General features: G+C 61.3%; 23 protein-coding genes, 7 tRNA genes and 1 riboswitch. Of the genes, 21 read left to right on the top strand and 9 right to left on the bottom strand.

Features of this window, described 5'->3' with window-relative positions; genetic code table 11:
• Positions 1-21: 21 nt before the first annotated feature.
• From ribD to ACT7DV_RS13300, 7 genes are all read right to left on the bottom strand, one after another.
• Positions 22-1059, bottom strand: a complete 1038-nt coding sequence (ribD, locus tag ACT7DV_RS13330; protein ID WP_444663212.1) for a bifunctional diaminohydroxyphosphoribosylaminopyrimidine deaminase/5-amino-6-(5-phosphoribosylamino)uracil reductase RibD — start codon at positions 1057-1059, stop codon at positions 22-24.
• A 14-nt stretch (positions 1060-1073) separates the two neighbouring features.
• Positions 1074-1775, bottom strand: a complete 702-nt coding sequence (gene pnuC, locus ACT7DV_RS13325) for a nicotinamide riboside transporter PnuC (RefSeq protein WP_444664857.1) — start codon at positions 1773-1775, stop codon at positions 1074-1076.
• A 115-nt stretch (positions 1776-1890) separates the two neighbouring features.
• Positions 1891-2028, bottom strand: a riboswitch (FMN riboswitch).
• A 42-nt stretch (positions 2029-2070) separates the two neighbouring features.
• Positions 2071-2733, bottom strand: a complete 663-nt coding sequence (gene rpe / locus ACT7DV_RS13320; protein ID WP_444663210.1) for a ribulose-phosphate 3-epimerase — start codon at positions 2731-2733, stop codon at positions 2071-2073.
• A gap of 28 nt (positions 2734-2761) precedes the next feature.
• A complete protein-coding gene (locus tag ACT7DV_RS13315) occupies positions 2762-4288 on the bottom strand; it encodes an RsmB/NOP family class I SAM-dependent RNA methyltransferase (RefSeq protein ID WP_444663209.1) in 1527 nt (508 codons plus the stop codon).
• Positions 4285-5217 (bottom strand): methionyl-tRNA formyltransferase, encoded by a 933-nt coding sequence (gene fmt, locus ACT7DV_RS13310; RefSeq protein WP_444663207.1) that lies wholly within the window; start codon positions 5215-5217, stop codon positions 4285-4287. The genes ACT7DV_RS13315 and fmt overlap by 4 nt, the downstream gene beginning before the upstream one ends.
• A 3-nt stretch (positions 5218-5220) precedes the next feature.
• Positions 5221-5784: a peptide deformylase gene (gene def, locus ACT7DV_RS13305; RefSeq protein WP_444663206.1), complete on the bottom strand. Its 564-nt coding sequence runs from the start codon at positions 5782-5784 to the stop codon at positions 5221-5223.
• 94 nt (positions 5785-5878) lie between these two features.
• Positions 5879-6721, bottom strand: coding sequence for a PD-(D/E)XK nuclease family protein (locus ACT7DV_RS13300; RefSeq protein WP_444663204.1), 843 nt, complete (start codon positions 6719-6721; stop codon positions 5879-5881).
• A 192-nt stretch (positions 6722-6913) separates the two neighbouring features.
• On the opposite strand from ACT7DV_RS13300, the gene ACT7DV_RS13295 reads away from it, so the two are divergent.
• From ACT7DV_RS13295 to ACT7DV_RS13255, 9 genes are all read left to right on the top strand, one after another.
• A tRNA-Gly gene (locus ACT7DV_RS13295) sits at positions 6914-6986 on the top strand.
• Between the two features lie 54 nt (positions 6987-7040).
• A tRNA-Cys gene (locus ACT7DV_RS13290) sits at positions 7041-7111 on the top strand.
• Between the two features lie 26 nt (positions 7112-7137).
• Positions 7138-7209 (top strand) — tRNA-Val (locus tag ACT7DV_RS13285).
• Between the two features lie 48 nt (positions 7210-7257).
• Positions 7258-7330, top strand: a tRNA-Gly gene (locus tag ACT7DV_RS13280).
• A 53-nt stretch (positions 7331-7383) separates the two neighbouring features.
• A tRNA-Val gene (locus ACT7DV_RS13275) sits at positions 7384-7455 on the top strand.
• Positions 7456-7478: 23 nt separating this feature from the next.
• Positions 7479-7554 (top strand) — tRNA-Gly (locus ACT7DV_RS13270).
• A gap of 18 nt (positions 7555-7572) precedes the next feature.
• Positions 7573-7648 (top strand) — tRNA-Gly (locus tag ACT7DV_RS13265).
• 162 nt (positions 7649-7810) lie between these two features.
• On the top strand, positions 7811-8032 hold the full coding sequence (locus ACT7DV_RS13260) for an antitoxin (protein WP_146275339.1): 222 nt from the start codon (positions 7811-7813) through the stop codon (positions 8030-8032).
• A gap of 133 nt (positions 8033-8165) precedes the next feature.
• Positions 8166-9350, top strand: a complete 1185-nt coding sequence (locus ACT7DV_RS13255; RefSeq protein WP_444663202.1) for a benzoate/H(+) symporter BenE family transporter — start codon at positions 8166-8168, stop codon at positions 9348-9350.
• A 24-nt stretch (positions 9351-9374) separates the two neighbouring features.
• On the opposite strand, the gene zapE is transcribed toward ACT7DV_RS13255, so the two are convergent.
• Positions 9375-10415: a cell division protein ZapE gene (zapE, locus tag ACT7DV_RS13250; protein WP_444663201.1), complete on the bottom strand. Its 1041-nt coding sequence runs from the start codon at positions 10413-10415 to the stop codon at positions 9375-9377.
• A gap of 214 nt (positions 10416-10629) precedes the next feature.
• Between zapE and ACT7DV_RS13245 the strand changes: the two genes are divergently transcribed.
• Genes ACT7DV_RS13245 through ybaK form a run of 3 tightly spaced genes read left to right on the top strand, consistent with a single transcriptional unit; the run spans position 10630 to position 12530 of the window.
• The gene (locus ACT7DV_RS13245; RefSeq protein WP_444663199.1) at positions 10630-11544 is read left to right on the top strand and encodes a sulfurtransferase; all 915 of its coding nucleotides are present in this window, start codon (positions 10630-10632) and stop codon (positions 11542-11544) included.
• A complete protein-coding gene (locus ACT7DV_RS13240; RefSeq protein ID WP_444663197.1) occupies positions 11541-11981 on the top strand; it encodes a SufE family protein in 441 nt (146 codons plus the stop codon). The genes ACT7DV_RS13245 and ACT7DV_RS13240 overlap by 4 nt, the downstream gene beginning before the upstream one ends.
• A 48-nt stretch (positions 11982-12029) precedes the next feature.
• Entirely contained in the window at positions 12030-12530 is a 501-nt protein-coding gene (gene ybaK / locus ACT7DV_RS13235; RefSeq protein WP_444663195.1) for a Cys-tRNA(Pro) deacylase, read from the top strand.
• 49 nt (positions 12531-12579) lie between these two features.
• Here the strand turns inward: ybaK and ACT7DV_RS13230 are convergent, their stop codons facing one another.
• Positions 12580-13812 (bottom strand): alpha/beta hydrolase family protein, encoded by a 1233-nt coding sequence (locus ACT7DV_RS13230; RefSeq protein WP_444663193.1) that lies wholly within the window; start codon positions 13810-13812, stop codon positions 12580-12582.
• A gap of 62 nt (positions 13813-13874) precedes the next feature.
• Here ACT7DV_RS13230 and msrB point away from each other — a divergent pair, with 62 nt between their 5' ends.
• The 9 genes from msrB to ACT7DV_RS13185 all read left to right on the top strand — a co-directional run bounded on the left by msrB (position 13875) and on the right by ACT7DV_RS13185 (position 23918).
• Positions 13875-14318: a peptide-methionine (R)-S-oxide reductase MsrB gene (msrB, locus tag ACT7DV_RS13225; RefSeq protein WP_444663191.1), complete on the top strand. Its 444-nt coding sequence runs from the start codon at positions 13875-13877 to the stop codon at positions 14316-14318.
• A 148-nt stretch (positions 14319-14466) separates the two neighbouring features.
• Positions 14467-15852, top strand: a complete 1386-nt coding sequence (locus tag ACT7DV_RS13220) for a DUF6421 family protein (protein WP_444663189.1) — start codon at positions 14467-14469, stop codon at positions 15850-15852.
• Between the two features lie 24 nt (positions 15853-15876).
• On the top strand, positions 15877-16581 hold the full coding sequence (locus tag ACT7DV_RS13215; RefSeq protein ID WP_444663187.1) for an SDR family NAD(P)-dependent oxidoreductase: 705 nt from the start codon (positions 15877-15879) through the stop codon (positions 16579-16581).
• A 73-nt stretch (positions 16582-16654) separates the two neighbouring features.
• Positions 16655-17716, top strand: coding sequence for a threonine aldolase family protein (locus ACT7DV_RS13210; RefSeq protein ID WP_444663185.1), 1062 nt, complete (start codon positions 16655-16657; stop codon positions 17714-17716).
• A gap of 61 nt (positions 17717-17777) precedes the next feature.
• Positions 17778-18416, top strand: coding sequence for a DUF3000 domain-containing protein (locus ACT7DV_RS13205; RefSeq protein WP_444663183.1), 639 nt, complete (start codon positions 17778-17780; stop codon positions 18414-18416).
• 49 nt (positions 18417-18465) lie between these two features.
• Positions 18466-19716: an HRDC domain-containing protein gene (locus ACT7DV_RS13200; RefSeq protein ID WP_444663182.1), complete on the top strand. Its 1251-nt coding sequence runs from the start codon at positions 18466-18468 to the stop codon at positions 19714-19716.
• Between the two features lie 157 nt (positions 19717-19873).
• The gene (locus tag ACT7DV_RS13195; RefSeq protein WP_444663180.1) at positions 19874-21124 is read left to right on the top strand and encodes a thiolase family protein; all 1251 of its coding nucleotides are present in this window, start codon (positions 19874-19876) and stop codon (positions 21122-21124) included.
• A 10-nt stretch (positions 21125-21134) separates the two neighbouring features.
• A complete protein-coding gene (locus tag ACT7DV_RS13190) occupies positions 21135-23258 on the top strand; it encodes a 3-hydroxyacyl-CoA dehydrogenase NAD-binding domain-containing protein (RefSeq protein ID WP_444663178.1) in 2124 nt (707 codons plus the stop codon).
• A 186-nt stretch (positions 23259-23444) separates the two neighbouring features.
• Positions 23445-23918 carry a QcrA and Rieske domain-containing protein gene (locus ACT7DV_RS13185; protein WP_444663176.1) on the top strand — a complete coding sequence of 158 codons (474 nt, stop codon included), beginning with the start codon at positions 23445-23447 and terminating at the stop codon, positions 23916-23918.
• Positions 23919-23956: the final 38 nt, after the last annotated feature.

Below are 23956 nucleotides of genomic sequence, written 5' to 3'. Positions count from 1 at the left end.
TAAATTCTTGGTGGGTTCGCGCTAGGCGCTGGGCAGTGGTTCAAGATGCAGCATGATGTCGTCGCCGAGCCGGGCCAGCGACTCGTTGCTGGAGGAATCCAGCCGATAGCGATGGGCCTGGCCCAGGGTCGTGGTGGGCAGGTTGACCGAAGAGCTGCCGGCGCCGATCAGCAACGGGGCTTGATAGCAGTACAGCTCGTCGGCAAGGTCGGCTTCGATGAACGCCGAGGCCACCGTGGCGCCGCCTTCAATCAGCAGGTGGCCCAGCCCCAGTTCGTTCGCGCGGCTGATCACCGCGTGCACGTCGTGGGTGTTGATTTGCTCCCAGCCATCGCCTACTGCCAGCGCCAGGGACTCGGGCAGTTCGCGCTCCCCCATCACCAGCCGATAGGGCTGTTTGCTGTGCAGCTGGCCATCGCGGGTGCGGGCGCTGAGCCGGGGGTTGTCGATCACTGCGGTGTTGGTGCCGATCAGGATCCCGTCCACGCGGGCCCGCAGCCCATGGGCATGGTTGCGGGATTCCGGGGAGGTGATCCACTGGCTGGTGCCATCCGGGGCGTTGATTCGCGCATCCAAGGACTGAGCCAGCTTCACCGTGATGAAGGGGCGGTTTTGCTCCTTGGACAGGAACCATCGATGGTTCAGGACCCGGGCTGCGGCATCATCGGCAAACTGGGTCGCAGGAATTCCGCGGCTTCGCAGGTACTCCGCTCCCCCGCTGGCGGCGGTCCGGTCGCTCACCGCATAGTGCACCTGCCCGATTCCAGCCTCAGCGATCGCCTTGGCGCACGGACCGGTGCGGCCGGTGTGGTTGCACGGCTCCAGGGTGACGACCATGGTCAGCTTGCCGGCGGTGGCAGGATCCAATTTTCCCAGCCGGCGCAAGGCGTCGACCTCGGCATGCGGGTGGCCGGCACCGAGGTGGTATCCGGTGGCGATCAAGTTCCCGTCGTCGTCCAAAATACAGGCGCCGACCAGCGGATTCGCCCCGCGATGCCCGCGTCCGGCGGTTTCCAGCGCGGTGCCCAGCGCCGCGTCCAGTTGTTGGGTTGTCACCATTGTTCGCTCACCTCTTAACGCTGCTGCGAGATCGTCGGGTCGGGCAGTTCGATTTCGATCCGGGGTTTCGCGTCGCGTTTGGACTTGGCCCAGACGAAGAATCCGACCAGCGTGAAGGCGCCATAGAACAGGTACATGAACGCGCTGGCGTAGTAGCCGGCGGAGAAGAGCAGCGGGACGCCGACCGCGTCAACGGCCACCCAGATCAGCCAGAACTCCACCCATCCCTTGGCCATGCCATAGGTGGCCAGCAGGGAGCCGACGAAGGTCCAGGCATCGGCCCAGACCGGCTCATAGGATCCGAGCACGCGGAACAGCGGGGTGAGTGCCACGGTGCCCAGCAGCAGAACAGCGGCCAGCGCCAGGCGGGTTTTGTTCGAGGCCCACTGCGGGGTGACCGCATGACCGGTCCCGTTTTTCGCCTGCTTCCAGCGGTACCAGCCAAAGACCGATACGGCGATGAACATGATTTGGCGGCCGGCCTGGCCCCAGAGATTCGCGGTGTATCCGGTATCAAAGATGCTGCCGAGGAATACCGTGAGCAGCAGGAGATTGCCGATGATGCCCAGCGGCCAGGCCCAGACCTTGCGGCGCATGCCGCCGACGGCACTGGCGAGGCCGAAAATATTGCCAACTACTTCGCGCACCAGAAGTGCCGACGAGCCGATCGCAATTTGCGAGTTGAAAGCTTCAATGAGCCACCGCAGGAAATCCATCATTTCACCCTTCTCGAAGCGGCGGCTCCGGGGGTGTGCATTTGATGGGCCTGTGGCTCCGCTCTAGAAGATAGCCCTGTTCAGGGCCATCGGCGGTGCCAATGGGCAAATCAAATTCGTGCTTCTCCCATCCAGACTTTAACTGTCGGTACCGGAATTTCACCAGTTCAACCGCATCCTCGGCTTATGGCCTTGGCTGCGGGTCGCGGACTATCACCGCCGGTTCGGACTTTCACCGACCCCGGAGCACGTATTCGTGTTTACTACAAATTATTCTGGCACACTTTGGCCGGGTTTAATGACCGCCGAGTGCAAGATTGCGTAATACATCAACCTCGACAGATGGATCCGGAGCCGAGTACACTGCCGATCCGGCCACAAACACATCGGCACCGGCTTCAGCTGCGCGCAGAATGGTGTCGCGCGAGATGCCGCCATCGACCTGCAGCGCGATCGGCTTGCCGCTGCCTTCGATGGCCGCTCGGGCGCGCTGGATCTTGGGCAGCACCAGATCCAGGAACTTCTGGCCGCCGAAGCCGGGCTCGACGGTCATCAGCAACACCATGTCCAGTTCGCCGAGCATATCCAGGTAGGGCTCGATCGGGGTCGCTGGGCGCAATGCCATGGCGGCCTTGGCGCCGGCCGAACGCAGTTCGCGGGCCAAGCGGATCGGAGCAGCCGAGGCCTCTACGTGGAAAGTCACCGAGTCCACGCCAAGCTGCGCATACTCAGGAGCCCAGCGATCGGCATTTTCAATCATGAGGTGCACGTCGATGGGGAGCTTGCTGGCTTTCTGCAAGGCCTCAACCACGGGCAGCCCGAGCGTCAGGTTCGGGACAAAGTGGTTGTCCATGACGTCCACATGCACGCCATCGGCAGTGTGGATCCGCTCCAGCTCGCTGGCGAGGTTGGCAAAGTCGGCGGACAGGATCGAAGGATGGATCCGTGCATTGCGCATAGGTGCTCCTTGGAAGATACGTGCTTGACTAGGCTTTTTTGGTCAGGATCGCCATGAACATGGCATCGGTGCCATGCACATGCGGCCATAGCTGTGCGGTGCTGCCCTCGCCCAGAACGTGGCCCGCAGCTGGCGTTTGCGGGTAGACCACATTAGACACGGCGGCACCGGTGTCCAGCAACGCGGCGTTCTCGTGCCGCTTCAGGAAGTCCTCGACGACCAGGCGGGTTTCGGCCTGGTGCGGTGAACAGGTCACGAAGCCGACCACCCCGCCCACGCGCACCGCATTAAAGGCCGCGTCCAGCAATTCCCCCTGCAGTGCCGTGAGTTCCGGGATGTCACGCGGGGCCTTGCGCCAGCGCGACTCCGGACGGCGGCGCAGCGCGCCCAGGCCCGAGCAGGGAGCATCGACCATGATGCGATCGTAGTCCCCCGCGTAGTCTTCGCCACCGAATTTTCGGCCGTCTTCCTCGGTGAGCATCCAGTAGTCGTGCGGGACCGCGTCCAGGGAATTGGCGACCAGGCGCGCACGGTGGGCGGTTGGCTCGTTGGCGGTGAGCCGTGCATCGCGCTGTACCGCGATGGCACCGAGCAGGGCCGCTTTGCCGCCGGGACCAGCACAGAGGTCCAACCAGTAGCGGTCCTCGCCGGCGTCGGGCAGCTGGACGTTGGCCAAGGCGCGGGCCATGACCTGGCTGCCGGCATCCTGGACCCGCACCGTGCCTTCTTTGACACCAGGAACACGAGCGACATCGCCATGCTTATAGGTGGCCGAATCGGCCACAAGAGTGCCTGGCTCGGCCCCTGCTTCCAACGCCCCGGTGAGATCGCCCAGACCGGGGAGGGCGACAAGGTTTACCAGTGGTGCCAAGTTGTCGGCTTGAAGCAGCGCTTCAATTTCCGCGCCATCGCGGCCATGGGCGATCAACGCGCCACGCAAGGCGCGAACAATCCAGTCCGGGTGCGAATGCTCGATCGAGAGCCGCTCGGATTCCGAACTGGCTGCGTTAGCCAGCTGCGCGATCCACTGTTCAGCTTCTTGTGCGGATACTCGGCGCAGCACCGCATTGATCAGGCCGGAGGGTCCCGCGCCGATTTGGGCACGAGCCAGGGAGACCGTCTCATCCAGGGCCGCATGCTTCGGCACGCGCATGGCCAGCAGCTGGTGGGCGCCCAAACGCAGGGCATCCAAAATGGCCGGGTCAAGCTCGGCCAGCGGACGATCGACCAAGGTGCTCAGGATCGCGTCGTAAAAACCCTGGCCACGCAGTGCCCCGTAGGCCAGTTCGGTCGCAAAACCGGCGTCGCGCCGATCGAGCTGGAACTCGCGAATCATCTTGGGCAGCACCAGGTTCGCGTAGGCATCCGAAGCGGATACTTCGCGCAGAACCTTGAAGGCGACCAGTCGCGCTGGGTCCGCTTGGCGCTTGCGCTGCCCGGGAGCCGATTGCGAATATTTGCGCGGACCGGATTGGCCGCGATTGCGGGTTCGTCCCTGAGCATCGCGCCGTGGCTCATTGTCGCGGTATCCACCGCGTGGTTCCTGCCCGCTCATGCGAAGCTCACTTTCGTTCCCTGGGTGAGCACGCCACGTGCCCAGTCGGAGGCCTTCATCATTTTTTTGCCCGGAGGCTGGATTTCTGTGGGTTCAAGCGCCCAGGTTGCGGTGCCGATCAGCACCTTTGGTTGTTTGCCCGGTTCGATTCGCACTTCGCCAGGTTCCAGATCGCTGGCCTCGCGGCACTCACGCAGCGGGCCGAACTTGAAGCGCTGGTCCTCGACCTTCACCCAGGCCCCAGGGAACGGAGTGGTTCCATGGGCGCGACGCCTGATTTCCGTCGCAGGGCGGGTGAAGTCCAATTCCGCATCGGCATCGGTAATCTTCGGGGCGTAGGTATGCGAACCAGACTGCGGGATGCCGACGGCCTGCCCGGCATCCAATGCCTGCAGCGTTTGGACCAGCAGCGTTGAACCTGAATGGCTCAGGCGCTCCAACATGATTCCAGCAGTGTCCAGCTCGCCGATCTTTTCGGTGACCTGCCCGAAAACCGGTCCGGTGTCCAGCCCGGTTTCCAGCTGGAAGGTCACCGCGCCGGTGATGTCATCCCCGTGGATGATCGACTGCTGGACCGGAGCGGCGCCACGCCAGGCCGGCAGCAACGAGAAATGCAGGTTGATCCACCCGTGGGCGGGTACCTGCAATGCAGCTTCTGGAACCAGTCCGCCGTAGGCGACGATCGCCGCCGCTTCGAGGTTCAGCGCCTGGAGTTCCGCAGTGGTTTCGGCGGTGATTTTCGCTGCCTTGATAATGGGCAGGCCCAGCTCTTCGGCCCGGGCAGCGACGGGAGAGGGCGTGAGCACGCGCTTGCGTCCCAGCGGCGCATCGGGGCGCGTGAGCACCGCCGCGATCTCAAAACCTGCTTCATGCAGATAGTCCAGGGAGGTTACGGCAACTTGGGGCGTGCCGGCAAAGAGGATCCTCATGAGCTACTTCCCCATTCCTGCGCCGAAGCTGGAGCCGAGAGCGCCCGAGCGTTTTTGCACAGTTGCGTTGGCGGTTTGAGAATAGTTGGCTGAACGCAGTGTGCGCCAGGCAGCTTTTTTCTCCTCGGGCGCGAGGCGATCCAGAAAGAGGATTCCGTCCAGGTGATCGGTCTCATGCTGGAAGCAGCGGGCCAGCATGCCTGCGCCTTCCAACGCAACGGGATTGCCGAACTTGTCGAAACCGGTTGCTTTGACATGGCGGCGACGCGGCACCGGTGCGGCTACCCCGGGAATGGAAAGGCAGCCTTCGACCTGGTCCTCTTGGTAATCGTCGCTCAATTCGAGAACCGGGTTGACGATATGGCCACGTTCATCGCCGATTTGATAGGTGAACACCCGCAGGGAAACGCCCACCTGCGGCGCTGCCAGACCCGCGCCATGGACGTCTTCCATGGTCTGATCCATATCTTCGACGAGCTTCTGGAGCTCCGGGCCAAAGTCGGTCACCTCCTGCGCTGGGGTGCGTAGAACGGGGTCTCCGATGATCCGAATTCCCAAAATCGCCATAATCCGCTGGTACCTTCTTTGCCGTAGACAGTTGGTATTAGGTTTCGCCGTGCTGAAAGCTAACCGTTCCAGTCTACGCGGTCAGCGCTTGGCTTTATCGAGCTGGCGGCGTGATCTCGGCCAGCGTGGCTCGTGCCTGGGAGATCTTATGCGTGGCTTCCCAATTGCGGCGCAAGGCGTAGAACTTTGCCCAATAGTCCGGCAAGGCCGGCGCAGGCGCCATGAACGTTCTTGTTCCGGTGTCGCCCAGGGCCACAGCCAGCAGCATGGTGTCCGTTCCAAATTCCCATGGCTCCCATTCGCCAGATTCGGCGTCGACAATCTGCTCCTCGGCTTTGCACGCCGCAGCCAACTGCATGATGACCTTGTCATCCGGACGCTTGACGACACCATCGCGGTCTGAGGTCTTTGTCTTGTAATCCACAATGCATGCTCGGCCCCCGATCTTTGCAACAAGGTCGATGGTCCCGGCATATCCCACGCTGTCATTCCAAACCGTGACTTCCGCGGCCAGTGGTTCAACGTTGTAATCAGTCCACCAGGCTTCAAAGTGCTGTGCGTAGGCCAACTCGTTATTTGCTTCAAGCGCGGCGCGTGCCTCGGCGAGATCGTGTTCTTGCCCCAGCGCTTGCAATGCCCGAGCCTCGGCATAGTTATGCACGCGATCCCCACGCGCGGCTGCCTGGTCCCTGTAGGCCTCAGCCGCACTGGCCGAGTCCCGCACCAGCGAACGCAGTTGCCGCGCGTCTCCCAAAGCCTGAGCCAGCCGATGGTCTTCCGAGAGCGACTTGGCGGCCATGTATCCGGCCCAGCCTGACAAATCCATATTGTCCATGCCGATAACTGTGGTGATGGATGGGACAATCGCTTCACCTCCGACCTTTCGGCTGTACATGCGGCCCGAACCGGTCTGTGTCGCTAATTTTGGAGACGTCATGCACACGATCATGGCATGCAGCTACCCCGCTTCGCTCCTAGTGGAGGCGGAAATATGAATTTTCCGCGTAGATTCGCGGTTTTTGGGCGTTGTGAACCAGATCTCAGCGTTTCGATTTGTTCGGATGTGAAAACTCGTATAGAGTTTTTACTCGTTGGAAAGAACGGAAACGTTCAAATAACAACACATTTTGCGGACATAGCTCAGCTGGTAGAGCGCAACCTTGCCAAGGTTGAGGTCGCGAGTTCGAACCTCGTTGTCCGCTCGCAAAAAGATTCACCGACTAGGTTAAACTAGTCACTCTGGCTTCGGCCAGTATGGTGGGGTGGCCGAGAGGCGAGGCAGCGGCCTGCAAAGCCGTATACGCGGGTTCGAATCCCGTCCCCACCTCGCAATGAAGATTGCTGATCTTTTTAGCGCGATTGGCGCAGCGGTAGCGCGCTTCCCTGACACGGAAGAGGTCACTGGTTCGATCCCAGTATCGCGCACAGACTTATGGTTTACCAGACCATGAATCTACAATAATTGAATATTATGCGGTCATAGCTCAGCTGGTAGAGCGCAACCTTGCCAAGGTTGAGGTCGCGAGTTCGAACCTCGTTGACCGCTCTGAGAATTCAGATTCTATTTGGATTCTGTCGAGATTCATTCGTGAATCTTCGGCGCGATTGGCGCAGCGGTAGCGCGCTTCCCTGACACGGAAGAGGTCACTGGTTCGATCCCAGTATCGCGCACTGAGTATCCTCGTGATATTCATGCGGTCATAGCTCAGCTGGTAGAGCGCAACCTTGCCAAGGTTGAGGTCGCGAGTTCGAACCTCGTTGACCGCTCCATAACTTCATATAATTTTTGCGGTCATAGCTCAGCTGGTAGAGCGCAACCTTGCCAAGGTTGAGGTCGCGAGTTCGAACCTCGTTGACCGCTCCAAATAAAATGGGAATCACTCCAAGTGGTTCCCATTTTTGCTTTAACTTTTGTGACTCGACACGCCCGAGTTTTCTGATCCTCTTCCCTGATCGCGCTTTTCGCCCTAGGGTGGAGAACAGTTGTGGAGCTAAAGGGGTTCCCACAGACGAATGGAGGTGCAGCATGGCAGGATTTGATGATCTGCGTGGCAAGGCAGAGGAATTCGCAAAAGAGAACCCAGACCAGGTCTCCCAGGGCATCGATCAGGTCGGCGATTTCATCGACGACAAGACCGGTGGCAAGTTCGCTGAGCAGGTTGACGGCATCCAGGGTGGTGCCAACGATTACCTCAATGGACTCGGTGGAGGCGCTGAGGGTGGCGAAGGCGAGAACAACGAAGGCTAATTCCTTCGTTTGTCTCCCCTCGGCTTGCCCGAGCATCCAGAAAAGGTACCGACTGCGGTCGGTACCTTTTCCGTTTAACTTCACAAATGGATGTGATTATCCCCTAGCCGGAGCGAGCATGTAGAAATGACTTATGGTTCAACGCTCCTCGATCGAAGATAGTTTAGGCCACGCCGTCATTGCGGGATTGATCGCCACATTAGTTGGCTTTGTCGCTTCCTTCGCTGTTGTACTCGCTGGCCTATTTCAGGTCGGGGCTTCACCGGCGCAGGCCGCCTCGGGGCTGTTGGCTCTTTCGGTGTGCGTGGGCATATGCACCATGGTGCTGTCGTGGCGCCATCGGATGCCGATCAGCATTGCGTGGTCCACGCCGGGCGCGGCCATGCTCGCCTCATTGGCGCCGGGTGCGTTCACGTTTGCAGAAGCGATCGGCGCCTTCATGATCAGCGGCGTCCTGATCGTGCTGACGGGATTGCTGCCTGGGCTGCACAAGTTGTTGACGCGGATCCCGGTGCAGATTGCCCAGGGCATGCTGGCCGGGGTGTTGCTCCCGCTCTGCATCAAGCCATTTACCTCGCTGGGGACCATAACTGTCCCAGCGCTTGGGATCCTCTTGGTCTTCTTGATCGGGCTGCGGATACTGCCAAAATTCGCGGTGGCTGTGAGCATGCTGGCCGCCGTGGGCTTCGGGCTCTGGCATATTGGACAGAATCAGGCGTGGGAACAGCTACAGGTAGTGCCGCAACTCGAATTCGTGGTGCCAGAGTTTTCATGGCAGGCGGTGGCCAGCATCAGCGTGCCGCTATTTATCGTGACCATGGCCTCGCAAAACATTCCGGGAGTGGCCGTGCTCAATTCATTCGGATATCAGTTGCCGTGGCGCCTTTCAATGGTCCTCACCGGCATCGGTTCCGCAGCCGGTGCCCTATTCGGCGGCCATGCGATCAATCTTGCGGCCATTACCGCAGCACTGGCTGCCGGAGAACAGGCGGGTGAGAATCCGAATCTACGTTGGCGGGCCGCGGCAAGCTCAGGAATTTTCTACCTGTTGTTCGGAACGTTCAGCGCCCTGATCGTCTCGGTGGCCAATACCTCGCCCGAAGGGCTCTTTCAGGCGGCTGCGGGCTTGGCCTTGTTGGCCACGCTGGGAAGTTCGCTGGTGGGCGCGATGGGCGATGCCACGTGGCGCTTGAGCGCGCTGGTCACGGTCCTGGTCGCCGCCGGAAATCTCACGCTCTTCGGCATTGGCGGTGCATTCTGGGCGCTGGTGGCAGGGCTGTTAACGCACTTCATCGCCGAGCGCAGTGCCCGGCGATGAAGAAACGAATAGTAGGGATCTGGCCTAGATCGCTGGTTCGCCGATCTGGCCTTCGCGGGCCAAGGCTGTCAAGCGCGAGACCGCGCGGTAGTACTTCTTCTGGTAGCCGCCGGACATCATCTCCGGTGTGAACAGCTCGCTGAACGGCTTGCCCGAAGCCACGATCGGCACGTCCTTGTCATACAGGCGGTCAGCGAGGACCACGAAGCGCAGGGCGATGGCCTGGTCCGTAATGGTGTCCACATTGTGCAATACCAGGACATCGGTTTCGGACAGCAGCTGGCGGTAGCGCGAGGGGTGGACCTGGGACAGGTGGGCAACGAGCTGATCGAAATCGTCCACGGCAAGGGTCTTGTCCGGGTAGCGCTGCTGCGCGAAGCTTTCGATCTGCTCATCGTCCAGGGGCTCAGGAGCATCTGGCAGGCCACGGTGGCGGAAGTCTTCGCCTTCAACACGGTGCACGTCGAACTGCTCGGACAGGGTTTTGATCTCGCGCTGGAAGTCCACGGCAGCGAAGCGGCCTTCGCCCAAAGCACCCGGCAAGGTGTTGGAGGTGGCGGCAAGCTTCACGCCGGCGTCGGAGAGCTCGCGCATCAGGCGGGACATCAGCACGGTGTCCCCCGGGTCATCCAGCTCGAATTCGTCGATGCAGACCAGCGAGTACTGGCTGAGCACTTCAACGGTCTGGCGGAAGGAGAGGGCACCGACAAGGTTGGTGTATTCGACGAAGGTGCCAAAGGCCTTGCGGCCCGGCGCGGCGTGCCACAGCGAAGCCAGCAGGTGCGTCTTGCCAACACCGAATCCGCCATCAAGGTAGATGCCGTTCTTGGTTTCTTTTTTCTTGCCAAAAAGCTTGGAGAGGAAAGAACCCGAGTCGTTCTTGCCGACGGTTTCAGCAAAGGCCTTGAGCTTGTTGACGGCCTCGGTCTGCGAGGGCTGCGTCGGATCGGGCCGGTAGGTATTGAAGGACACTTCACCAAAGCGGTAGGACGGGTGGAAACCGGCCAGCAATTCCTCGATTGAAAGATTCGGCTTGGTCTCGCTCAGGTGGGTGATTGTCGCCATTGGCTGTGGGAGTCCTTCAGTTGATTGCTCAGATGATCCGGGCTGCCATGGCAAGCCCATCGGCCAGTTTACCTTGGATGGCGGCGTTGATTGCCTAAAATGTCGTATCCCACACCGTCATCGCTGCGGTTCGGGACTAGGCTAGATGTGAAGCCCGGCGCCAGCTGATTTCAGCGTGGCCCAGTACCAAGAACTGCAAGGATCGTGATCATCAATGCCATTGCCTGTTGACTCCAACGAGAAGTACGCCTCCTATGCCCACCCGGAACGGCTCGTCTCCACCCAATGGGTTGCCGAGCATCTGGGCGAGGAGAACCTGGTCGTGCTGGAATCGGACGAGGACATCTTGCTGTATTCCACCGGCCATGTACCTGGCGCGCTGAAGATTGATTGGCATACCGAGCTGAACGACGAGGTCACCCGCGACTACGTGGATGGAGCTGGCTTTTCCGCGTTGATGGCGGCCAAGGGCATCACTCGCGAGAGCACCGTGGTCATTTACGGGGACAAGTCCAACTGGTGGGCAGCTTATGCCCTGTGGGTCTTCGCCCTCTTTGGCCACGAGGATGTGCGCCTGATGGACGGCGGCCGCGACAAGTGGATTGCCGAAGGCCGTGAACTGAGCACCGTTAAACCCGAGGTTGCCAGCACCGAGTACCCAATCATCGACCGTGCCGATGCTGAAATTCGCGCGTTCCTTCCGCAGGTCCTGGCGCATCTGGGCCACCCGCTGATCGACGTTCGCTCGCCTGAAGAGTACACCGGCGAGCGGACGCATATGCCCAATTACCCGGAAGAAGGCGCACTGCGCGGAGGCCACATTCCCAGCGCGGCCTCGGTGCCATGGGCCAAGGCGGCTGCCGAGGATGGCACCTTCCGGTCGCGCCAAGAGCTGGAAGCCATCTATCTGGATGGCGCTGGCCTGGAACCCGGCGATGATGTGGTGGCCTACTGCCGCATCGGTGAACGCTCCAGCCACACCTGGTTTGTGCTCAAGCACCTGCTGGGATTTGAAAATGTGCGCAACTACGACGGTTCATGGACCGAATGGGGCAACGCCGTGGGCGTGCCGATCGTTCGCGGCGAAGCCAAGGGCGAAGTACCTGCACAGCGCGGGGTTCGCGCATGAGCCAGTTGCCTGCTGAGCTCAAGGGGATCGTCGAGGAATTCACCGAAGTTCCTGAAGCGGACCGCCTGGAGCTGCTGCTCGAATATTCACGAGAGCTTCCACAACTGCCCGCGCGGCTGGCGGACCACCCCGAGCTTTTTGAGCAAGTGGTGGAGTGCCAGTCCCCGTTGTTCCTGGTTGTGGAAGTGGCCGAGGATGCGGATCGCACAGTTAATCTGTTCTTCTCCGCACCGCCAGAGGCGCCCACCACGCGCGGCTTCGCTTCGGTGCTCGCGGCAGGGCTGGACGGCATCGATGCGCGCTCCGTTTTGGACGTGCCTGATGACATGCCGCAGCAGCTGGGGCTCACCCGGGCACTCTCGCCGCTTCGCATGCGTGGCATGACGGCAATGCTCGGGCGGATCAAGCGCCAGGTCTCCGAGCAGCTTGCCGCCTAGCTGCCCGGTGTCTGCTGCCACTCGAATGAGCCAAGGGGATTAAGGGCATTGGGCAAGAAAAAGCAGTCCGCTTCCACGACGGCCACAGCGGCCCTGGACGCGGCCGGCATCAGCTATGTTGCACATAGCTATGCGCACAGCGATTCGGCTGAAAGCTACGGCGCCGAGGCCGCCGAGCAATTGGGGGTCAGCGGCGATCGGGTCTTCAAGACGCTCATGGTTTCCACGGGTGCCAATGCCGCCGAGGATCTCGCGGTGGCCGTCATTCCGGTGGTGGCGATGCTCGATCTGAAAGCGGTTGGTGCTGCGCTGGGCAAGAAGCGGGCCCAGATGGCTGACAAGGCTGCTGCGCAACGCCGCAGTGGCTATGTTCTCGGCGGCATCTCGCCCTTCGGGCAGCGCCAGCACGCCACTACCGTGATTGACAGCAGCGCACAGCAATTCCAGACGGTGTTCATTTCCGGCGGCCGACGGGGTTTCAGCCTGGAGATCGCCCCAGAGGATGCCGCCGCGGCCACTGGCGCACTGTGGGCGCCGATCACCAGCTAGCTCTTCCAGGCCGAGCCAGGACCCTGCGCCGCACCGGCGCAGGGTCCTTTCAGCTTTGTGCCGCTGCTGCCCGGGCTGCGATGCGCTTGCTCAAGAAGCTGGTGACCGCCTGGGCGAAGCCTTGGGGATCCACGTTGGGTTCGCGGGTATGCCCGGCCTTGGTGAAGGTTCGCAGCGTCACCAGATCCGGGCGCAAGGCGGCCAGCTTGAGGCTCGGCCCGTTCGGAACAAATTCGTCGTCGCGGCTGTGCATGATCAGCGTTGGATGCTTCAGTTCGCTGGCGCGGTCAACCCAATTCAGCCGCCGGAGGTTCACCGGTGCGGCTTGCCCGGTGACCCATCGGCCGGCCTTGTTGGATAGCAGCCACTGGGCAAATCGGCCGACCGATTGCGGGATCTTATTGGCCCGGGCCTGGTGGGAGAGGACATCAACCCAGTTGATCACCGGCCCAACCAGCATCAGCGAATCGATGCGATCGGCCAATTCACTGCGGTCGGCGGTCTGCAAGCTGATCGCGCCGCCCATCGACCAGCCGAGCAAGATGATTTGCTCGGCACCGTGATCCAGGGCGAACTGTATCCCCGCTTGGACATCAAGCCATTCGGTATCGCCAAGACCGTAGCGTCCGTCGGGCGCATTGGGCGCGAGCCCGTCATTGCGGTAGCTCATGAGCAGGGCTGTGACACCCATGGATGCAAGCGCCGGGAGCGCGCGAATGGTTTCGTTGCGGCGGGCTCCGCGCCCATGGACTCCAATCACCCACACGTCTTTGCTGGTGGTGCCTCGAACCAGCCATGCCGGCCCATCCCCGCCTTCCAAGGGCACGACCACGTCTTCGGCGGTGAATCCGAGATCCTCGGGGTGCTCGTAAACCGCACCAGAGAGGTATCCGCGCCGGACCCCTTCCAGGCTCCCCCGGTAAACATGCTCGATTTTTCGAGCGACCCGCCGTGGCTTGCCCGGAACCTCGATGGGAGCCGAGAGCCGCAGTGCGCAGGCGTCGAACTCGGTGAGGAACATGCACGGGCCAGGCTGGCTGGTATCCGCGTCCTTGACGAAGTGCAACCAGAGCTTTCCTTCGCCATCGGTGACAACTTCACGAATCATGCTGTTGCCGATACGCCGCTCTTCGGGAGTCACCACGCGTCGGGCGAAGTATCCGGCGAGCGCTGATACGCTGGCCGCCAACAACGAGCCGGCGCCAACTCCCAATCCCACGCCCAGCAATGTCGCGGGGATGGTTTTTCGCGGTTGCAGGGTATCTACGATATTCCGAGCCATATTTTCATCTTTCCATGTTGTCGCACGGGAATCATCTGCCGGGTCCGAACGTTTCCATGTGTATGAGCAATGAATCCTTTAACGATATAACTCCATCTGGCGAGAACACTTCGGCGCGTACCGAGGTGCAGTGGCAGGAAATCCTGACTCCCGAAGAATTCCATGTGCTGCGCCAGGCTGGAACGGAACGCCCGTTTACGGGCGAGTACTGGGATACGACAACCGAGGGCGTTTACTCGTGCCGCGCTTGCGGTACTGAGTTGTTCGCCAGTACCACGAAATTTGATGCGGGCTGCGGTTGGCCGTCCTTCTATGCGCCGCTGGCCGAGGACCGGGTGCGCTATATCACCGACGAATCGATGGGCATGAAGCGCGTGGAAGTGCGCTGTGCAAACTGCGATTCGCACATGGGGCACGTTTTTGAGGGCGAAGGATTCGGTACGCCTACCGATCTGCGCTTTTGCATGAACTCGTTGAGTTTGTCGCTGCGCAGCGCCTCTGAATAAAGTCTTTGCCTGCGACGCGGTGGGGATCACACTTAGAGTTAGAGTTGCTTATTCATGAGTGACTTAGCATCAACTTTTCTATTGTTTGGGCGTAGCGTTCATATCAAGCACATGAGCGCCCCCGAACACGAAAAGAAGGTGTACTGAAATGACCCAGATTTCCGCCAAGCCAATGCCGGCCAGCGATGCTGAAGTACTGCAGATCGCGAACTCCGACGCATGGCTGTCCCTGAAGGCTGCCACTGTAGAATTCCAGGGCCTGCAGGCCAAAGACGGGTCGCTCGCGGATTCGGCCGCCGCGCCTCGGGCCACGGAGCTCATTGAAACCGCCATCGCCTCCATCCAGAGCCTCCAAGTCCATTTCGAGCACGACGCTGAATACCTCGAACAGCTCGTTGCCGATTTGCGAAAGTGGTCGGATGCCGGGTTTGGGGTGCCTGATTTCCTGGATTCACTGGTCCAGTTCCAGCCACAGGCCCAGCGCATCGATGGCTTGATGCACCTGGTGCTCTTCCCGATGTACACGCAGAATGGTTCGACCAGCCGCCATTTGGAAGCCGTTCTGGTCCAGGTCATGTGGCCAGAGTTCATTGCGAATCTGGAGGGCACCGACTACACGAACGCGCTGTTCGTTCCACTGCGCTTTGTCGACTTCACCGACGGCTACGACACCAATTCAGCGGTGCTGTTTCCGGAATCCGTAGCCATTCGAGAGACCCCCTCGTTCACCTGGGGCGCGATCTTCCAGGATCGCGAAGCAGCCCGGTTCCGCAAGGTGCTGCAAGAGGCCGCTTCCATCACCAATTTGCAGTTGCCTGACGACGCGGCCGAGCTGCTGGCAGATCAGCACCTGACCGAAGAAACCTTCATCATGTGGGATCTGATCCACGACCGCACCCACATGCGCGGCGATCTTCCCTTCGACCCGTTCATGATCAAGCAGCGCATGCCGTTCTTCCTCTACTCCCTCGAAGAGCTGCGCTGCGATCTGACCGCCTTCCGCGAGTCCATGAAGATTGCGGGCAACCCGAAGACCGATGAGAAAACCGCCAAGATGGCCAAGCTGGTCCAGTATGCGGTGATCTTCGATCGGATCTTCCGTTTTGCCATCACCGGCTCGCGCGTTCGAAACTACGATGGACTCGGTGGCCAGCTGCTCTTCGCGTGGATGCACCAGCACCACGTACTGCACTGGACAGACACCAAGTTGAGCATTGATTGGGACCAGGTTCCCGAGGTGGTTGCCTCCTTGGGAGATGCGATCGACGAACTGTACTGGAAGTCCATCGATCGCCCGAAGCTGGCCCACTGGCTGGCCGCCTACGAGCTGGTTTCGGCAACGGTCACCCCCAACCCTGCCTCGCAGTGGGCCAAGGGCCCGGAGGCGCTGCCCCTGACCGCGCCACTGCGGGAAATCACCGACCAGGTGATGGACGATGAATTCCCGCTGTCGATGTTCTACGAAGCACTGAACAAGAAGATGTCCAGCGTTATCGAATCCACCAAGGGCATGACCGGCGCCACCGAAATCTAGCACTTCTGCCTTAGGCTAGGAAGCGTGAGCAAAGAAAGTTTCTTCTTGAACCAAACACCACGATTAGTGCTCATCGCCGGTGCCACCTCGGCCTCCGGCATCGCCTGCGCCCAAGCGTTGAGCGATGCCGGAGTACGGGTGCTTGCCGTCGGCAGCAATCAAGCCCGATTAGATGAACGCCTGCCCTTTGCCGAGGCCCGCTTCGCCTGCGACCTCGCGGATTTTGCGGCAGTGCGCGAACTGGCCGAATGCATCCACGCGGCTTACGGGCCGATTGATGGGCTGATCCACCTGGTCGGCGGCTGGCGCGGAGGCAAGTCCATTGTCGGCCAAAGCGATGAGGACTGGGATTTCCTGCACCGCAGCATATTGACCACCCTGCGCAACACCACGCGAGTCTTTGCCGACGATCTGCTAGCGTCGCCATCCGGTCGCCTGGCGATCGTCAGCGCCGAAGCGGTGCAGAACCCGACTCCCTCCAATGCCAACTACGGGGCCGCAAAGGCCGCGGCTGAGCACTGGGTCAACGCGATCGCACGGCTGTTCAGCAAGAACGCCGAAAATGCCTCCGCAATCAGCTGGGTGGTCAAAGCGCTCAGCGACTCGGCGCCGGGAGAAGCTGCTCCGGGGCATACTCCGGTGGCGTGGCTCGCCGAGGCGGCACTCGAATTGCTTTCCGATCAGTCGGTAGCGCTCAACGGCACCAGGGTTGCCCTGCCCCAAGCCTGAGCCTGCCGCGCAATGGCAGCCCGCTCCCGCAGTGACCTAGTTTTCTCTTAACCCTTTTAAGGACCACATAACGATGACCACACTTCATGACACCGCTGTGCGGGGTTTTGCTTCAGATAACTACTCTGGCGTTCATCCACGAATCCTCGATGCGATCGCACGGGCCAATGGCGGGCACCAGATTTCCTATGGTGAAGACCAGTACACCGAAGCATTGGGCCAGGTCGCGCACGATGTCTTTGGCGAGGATGCAGCGATCTTCCCGGTCTTCAATGGCACCGGTGCGAACGTCACCGCACTGCAGTCGCTCCTGCCGCGCTGGGGCGCGGTCATCTGCGCTACCACAGCGCATATCAACGTCGATGAAAATGGCGCCCCCGAACGGGTCGGCGGATTCAAGCTGCTCCAGGTGGCAACGCCTGATGGCAAGCTCACCCCGGAACTGATCGACCAGGAAGCCTGGGGCTTCGGCGACGAGCACCGCGCCCAGCCGCTGGCGGTCTCCATCACCCAGGCCACCGAGCTCGGAACCCTGTACTCCCCCGAAGAGATCAAGGCGATCACCGAGCATGCGCACAAGCTGGGCATGAAGGTTCACCTCGATGGTTCGCGCTTGTCGAATGCGGCAGCTTCCCTGGGCGTTGATTTGCGCGCGCTGACCACCGATGCCGGCGTCGATATCGTCTCGCTGGGCGGAACCAAGAACGGCATCCTGCTGGGCGAAGGAATCTTGACCCTGCGCAAGGAACTTGCCGAGGATATGAAGTACCTGCGCAAGATGAACATGCAGCTGGGCAGCAAAATGCGCTTCATCTCAGCCCAGCTGATCGAGCTTTACGGCACCGGGCTATGGCGCGAACTTGCCAGCCACTCGAATCTGATGGCAGCCAAGCTCTCCGAGGCAGTGGAGCAGATCGACGGCGTTGAGCTGGTCTACCCGACACAGGCCAACGGCGTCTTCGCGCAGCTGCCAACCGAGGTCAGCGACGAACTGCGCAAGCATTTCCGCTTCTACGACTGGGATCGCGCGGCCGGCGAGGTGCGCTGGATGTGCTCCTTCGACACCACCGAACAAGACGTGGCGGCCTTCATCGCCAAACTGCGCGAGCTGATGTCCGCGCATCGGGCCGCGTAGCTTGCAGGATGGGTCGGCGTGCCGTGCCGCACCTCGGGTACGGCACGTTTAGACTCAAATTGTGACCTACGATCGCCCTGCTTCCGCCATCCCGAGCGCCTTCGCGAAGGCCCTCGATGAGTTGTCGCATGCCAAGGTGCGCAAGGAACTGAAGTTCACCGAAATTCCGGCGCCGGGCCGGCTGGCTCCCTTTGCTCTGGCGCTCAGCGGCGACGTGATCGACGTTGTTCCTCCCGACCACGGTCCGCACGGGCAAGAGATTGGCCGCACGCCATTCCTGCAGCCCCAGGAGCAATTGGCCACCGGACGATTCATCCTCCTCTATGACCCGGCTGGACAGGAATTGTGGAATGGACAGTTCCGCATTGTCACCTACATCCGGGCGCGCTTGGACCACGACATGGGCCAAGATGCCATGCTCGCCTCGGTGGCTTGGTCGTGGTTGGAAGATTCCCTGCGCGAACGCGAGGCATTCCACCACTCGGCCGGGGGCACCGCGACGCGCGTGATCTCCGAGTCCTTTGGCGATCTCGCCGGGGAACAAGACCATATCGACATCGAGCTGCGGGCATCCTGGTCCCCCGATTCGGCGCACCTCGGACCCCATTTGAGCGCTTGGGCGGACCTGGTGTGCACCTTCGCCGGGTTGCCACCGCTGCCCGAGGGCGTGCAGCAGCTGCCGCATCGCCGGCTGAGTTAACCGCCTGTTCCCCGCGGGAGATGCCGGTTGGACCTAGAATGGAAGCATCATGCCGAATTCTGACGCCACCGCTTCCGCATCATCCGCCGCCGGCCTTGAGCCCAATCAACCGGTGCTGACCCCGCTCACCCATCCACGTGATGGCATTCCCGAGGTCATCAATACCCAAGCGGCCCTGTCCCGCGCGGTGCGCGAACTGAGCGCTGGAACCGGCGATCTTGCTGTTGATACCGAGCGAGCCAGCGGTTTCCGCTACGGGCAGCGCGCTTTCCTGCTGCAGATTCGCCGCGAAGGCGCCGGCACCTGGCTCATCGACCCCGAGGTTTTGGATGACCTTGGCGAGTTGCGCAGCTTTGTGAACCAGCGGCCATGGATTCTTCACGCAGCAACCCAGGATCTGCCCTGCCTCCATGAATTGGGCATGTCGCCTACCGCCTTGTTCGACACCGAATTGGCAGGCCGGCTGGCTGGTTTCCCCCGGGTCTCCCTTGGAACGATGGTCGGCGAATTGCTGGGATTGCAGCTGGCCAAGGAGCATTCGGCGGTAGATTGGTCCACCCGCCCCTTGCCCGAATCCTGGTTGAACTACGCCGCGCTGGACGTTGAGGTCCTCGAAGAGCTGCGCCAGGAAATCACCAAGGTCCTCGAAAAGCAGGGCAAGATGGACTTTGCCCTCCAGGAATTCGAGTACGAGCGGAACCTGCCTGACCCGCAGCCGGCCGAAGAACCATGGCGCAAGCTCTCCGGGATCCACAAGCTCAAGGGACGGCGCAATCTGGCCATCGCCCGCGAGCTGTGGCTCTCGCGCGAAACCCTGGCTCGCACCCAGGATGTTGCCCCCGGACGGCTGCTGCCCGATCGCGCCATCATGGCGGCCATTGAGCAGCGGGCGGCCAGCGTCCCGGCGCTGCTGCAGATCCCTGGGTTCCACACCAGAAATGCCAAGCGCGATGCTCCGCGATGGATGGATGCGATTCAGCGTGGGCGCAATACCCTCGATTTGCCTGAACTGCGCTCAAGCAAAGCTGGCCTGCCCCATCCCCGGTCATGGGCGGAGAAGAACCCGGCGGCAGCGGCCCGGCTCGACGCCGCAAAGGCCGTGCTCGGCGAAGTGGGCGAATACTGGAACATCCCGGCGGAGAATCTGCTGACGCCCAAATACCTGCGGGAGCTGTGCTGGAACCCGCCGGTGCTGATCAGCGTCGAGACCGTGGCTGAAAAGCTGGATTCGATGGGCGCCCGCCCGTGGCAGCAAGAGCTGCTCTCGGCAGGGTTGGCCCAGGCGTTCGCCAGCAGCTAGGGCCTCTTGCCCGCTTCCAGGCGCCCAGGACATGGCGTCTTGTGATGTGCTGCACTTGCACTTCAAGTTACTCCTGAGTAACCTATGGTTTAGGTCACAGTGATGCTGGCCACTGCCCACTCCCGGGCAGCATGAATCAACCTCAAGGAGCCTTACGGTGAGTGCCAACGCTTCGACCGCGCCCCATACCGCGCATCCCTCCCTGGACGATCGCGACGTCGTGTTCATTGATGGAGTGCGCACCCCTTTCGGCAAAGCAGGCGAAAAGGGAATCTACCATGGAACCCGTGCCGATGATCTGGCCGTCAAAGCGGTCCGCGGACTGCTTGAACGCAACCAAAAAGTTCCTGCCGAGAAGATCGACGAAATCTCCATCGCCGCCACCACGCAGTCCGGAGACCAGGGACTGACGCTGGGCCGCACCGTGGGACTGCTGTCCGGCATCCCGAAGTCGGTTCCCGGCTTTGCCATCGACCGCATGTGCGCCGGTGCGATGACCGCTGTCACCGCAACTGCAGGCGGCATTGCCTTTGGTGCCTATGACGTAGTTGTCGCCGGCGGCGTGGAACATATGGGAAACCACCCGATGGGCGCAGGGGCCGACCCCAACCCGCGTTTCCTCTCGGAAAGGATCGTGGACCCGCAGGCCCTGAACATGGGCAATACCGCGGAGAACCTACACGACCGGTTCCCCGCCATCACCAAGGAGCGCGCCGACCGCTACGCAGTGGCTTCGCAGTCCAAGCTTGCCAAGGCCTACGAGAACCAGCAGATCCAGCCTGACCTGATTCCCGTGGCCGCCAAGCGCCCGGGCGAAGGGTGGGCCGTGAATACCCGCGACGAGCCGCCTCGCCCGGGCACCACCATGGAATCGCTGGCGCAGCTGCGCACGCCGTTCCGTGCTCATGGACGCGTCAGCGCCGGCAACGCCGCGGGCCTCAACGACGGTGCCTCCGCAGCCCTGCTCGCCAGCGGCCAAGCAGTTCGGGAATTGGGGCTGGAGCCCAAGATGCGCATGGTCTCGTTCGCCTTTGCCGGTGTTGAACCAGATGTCATGGGCTACGGGCCAGTTCCTGCCACCGAAAAGGCGCTGGCCAAGGCCGGATTGGACATCGAGGACATTGGCCTGTTCGAGATCAACGAGGCGTTCGCCGTCCAGGTGCTTTCCTTCCTGGACTACTACGGCATCGATCAGGATGACGATCGGGTCAACCGCTACGGTGGCGCCATTGCGATCGGCCACCCGCTGGCTTCCTCGGGCGTTCGCCTGATGACCCAGCTGGCCCGCCAGTTTTCCGAAGACCACTCCGTGCGATACGGCATCACCACCATGTGCATTGGCCTGGGAATGGGTGGCACCGTCATTTGGGAAAACCCCAATCATCCAGATTTCGGCAGCAAGGCGTAAGGAAAAGACCATGACTGCAACCACCACTTCCTACTCGGCTGTCGCCGAGCTCATGCAGGACGAAACCGTAACCCACTCCTACGTCAGCGATGTGGCCCTGCCCGGAGGCAAGACCCTGGCCCTGATGACCCTGGACAACGGCCTGGACCACAAGAAGCCAACTACACTGGGTCCTAACGGACTGCTGGAGCTGCGCTCGGCCCTTGAAACCCAAGCGGCACGTGCCAAGGCCGGCGAGATTGACGCCCTGGCCATCACCGGGAAGCCATACTTCCTGATTGCCGGCGCAGACCTGTCGGCGGTCACCCGCCTCAGCGCCCCGGACCAGGGCACCGCCATGGCTTCGCTTGGCCATTACACCTATGAACTGCTTGCCGATCTCGGAGTTCCCACCTTCGCATTCATCAACGGGCTGGCGCTCGGTGGCGGGCTGGAAATCGCCCTGGCGTGCAATTACCGCACGGTGAGCACCGCGGCCGGGGCCCTCGGACTGCCTGAATCCTTCCTTGGCCTGATCCCTGGTTGGGCCGGTGTCTACCGCCTGCCACGGCTGGTAGGCCCGGAGAACGCCTTGAAGGTAATGATCGAAAACCCGCTGAACAACAACCGGACTCTGTCCGGCCCAGCTGCCTTCAAGATGGGCGTTGCCGACGCGCTGTTCGAAGCGGCAGATTTCATCGAGCACTCCACCAAATTTGTTGGCGCCGTCTTGTCCGGAGAAACTGAAGTTCAACGCCCCAACGCTGTTGATCCCAGCGATCCCGAGGTGGCTCGCCGCTGGCTCGACGCAGCTGACCAGGCTGAAAAATTTGTCGATGCCAAGCTCTCTGGCGCAGCGCCCGCCCCGTACAAGGTCTTGGAGGTCTTCCGCAAGGGAATGAGCCTGACCCAGCCTGAATCTGCGCAACTTGAAGTTGAAGCCCTGACCGGCCTGATGCGCACCAATCAATTCCAGAACACCGTGTATGCCTTTTTGGATTTGGTGCAAAAGCGTGGCAAGCGTCCAGCCGGCGCACCGGATGCAAAGCTCGCCCGCCCCGTCTCGAAGGTCGGCGTTGTCGGCGCCGGGCTGATGGCCAGCCAGCTGGCGTTGCTCTTTGTGCGCCGCTTGGGTGTGCCCGTGGTGATCACCGACCTGGATCAGTCACGCGTGGATAAGGGCCTGGCCTACATCAGCGGTGAAATCGACAAGCTGCACAGCAAAGGCCGCATGAGCCAAGACGCGGTGAACCGCGCCAAGTCCCTGGTCACCGGTTCGGTCACCAAGGATGCCTTTGCCGATGCCGATTTTGTCATCGAGGCAGTCTTCGAAGAGCTCAACGTCAAGAAGCAGGTCTTCGCCGAAGTCGAAGCCGTCGTCTCCCCCGAGTGTATTCTCGCAACCAATACCTCTTCGCTGTCGGTGACCGAGATGGGACGCGACCTCAAGCACCCGGAACGCCTCGTTGGCTTCCACTTCTTCAACCCGGTAGCAGTGATGCCGCTGCTGGAAATCGCTGCGACGCAATGGACCAATGAATCCTCGCTGTCCACCGCTTTTGTGCTTGGCAAGAAGCTGAAGAAGACAACCGTCAAAACCCAGGACGCGGCGGCATTTGTCGTGAACCGGGTCTTGCTGCGCCTGATGAGTGAAGTGCAGGCAGCCTTCGATGAGGGCACTGTCGCAGCTACTGCCGATTCTGCCTTGACTCCGATGGGGCTTCCGATGAGCCCATTCACGCTGCTGTCCATGGTGGGGCTGCCGGTGGCACAGCACGTCAACGAGTCCCTGAATGCCGCTTTCGGTGACCGCTTCGTGGTTTCCGAGAACCTTCAAAAGCTGATCGATGCAAAGATCACTGCCCTGTGGGTTAAGAACGAACAAGGAGCACAAGTACTCAACCCCTTGGCCGAAGAGCTGCTGGTTCAGGGTTCGAACCCATCTACCAGCGAGGAGATTCTTCTCCGCGTGCAAGATGCGCTTGCGGAAGAAATCGGCTTGCTCCTTGCTGAAGGCGTCGTCGCCGAAGCAGCGGATGTCGATCTGTGCATGATCACTGGTGCCGGCTGGCCCATGCACTTGGGCGGGATCACCCCGTACCTCGACCAGGTCGGCGCTTCCGAGCGCGTAAACGGCAAGAAATTCAACAGCTAGCATCCGGCTGAAAATTTGGGCTCCATCCCTTGCGGGTTGGAGCCCAAATTTTTCTGGCGCGCTCGGCCGCCCACAGCGGAAACGAGACCGGGCCGTTAGCGATAGCTGGTTCGCAAGGCTGAACTGCTAATGAAAGTTTGGCTTAGCTCTTAGCACCGCCACAGGGTGTTCTGTCAGAATAATTCCATGACTGACATCGCTCAACCAGCCCGCCGCACCGTCATGTGCGCCTCCGCCGCCCTCGGTTCCGCAGCTCTTCTGACTGCATGTGGCGACGGACATTCTGAAGCGCAAGTTCCGGAGGCCTCGCCAGTTCCGTCACCTACCGGTGAAGGCCAGGCAGTGATCGACCTCGCCGAATTGGCGGTTGGGGCGAGAGCCACTGTGCAAGCCAAGCATCCCACGGGGGCTGAAATTCCGGTGCTGCTTTTCCGGCCGGACGAGAAATCTGTCCTCGCCTACTCCAGTGTCTGCACGCACCAGGGCTGTGTGGTCACAACAAAATCCACGAAAGACGACTTTTTCTGCGCCTGCCACGGATCACGCTTTCAACCATCGGACGGCACGGTGACCGATGGACCGGCGATCGCTCCCCTGGCGCGCTACGCGACGGAGATCAAGGACGACAAGGTCATCGTCTTTATCACCGACTCCAAATAAGTCGAGAAATTTTGCAGAAAAGCGGAATGCCGCAACCC

The sequence above is a fragment of the Glutamicibacter sp. TV12E genome (genome assembly GCF_052441935.1).
In the GTDB taxonomy this organism is placed as follows: Bacteria; Actinomycetota; Actinomycetes; order Actinomycetales; family Micrococcaceae; genus Glutamicibacter.
This window is presented reverse-complemented; position numbering and strand designations above follow the sequence as displayed.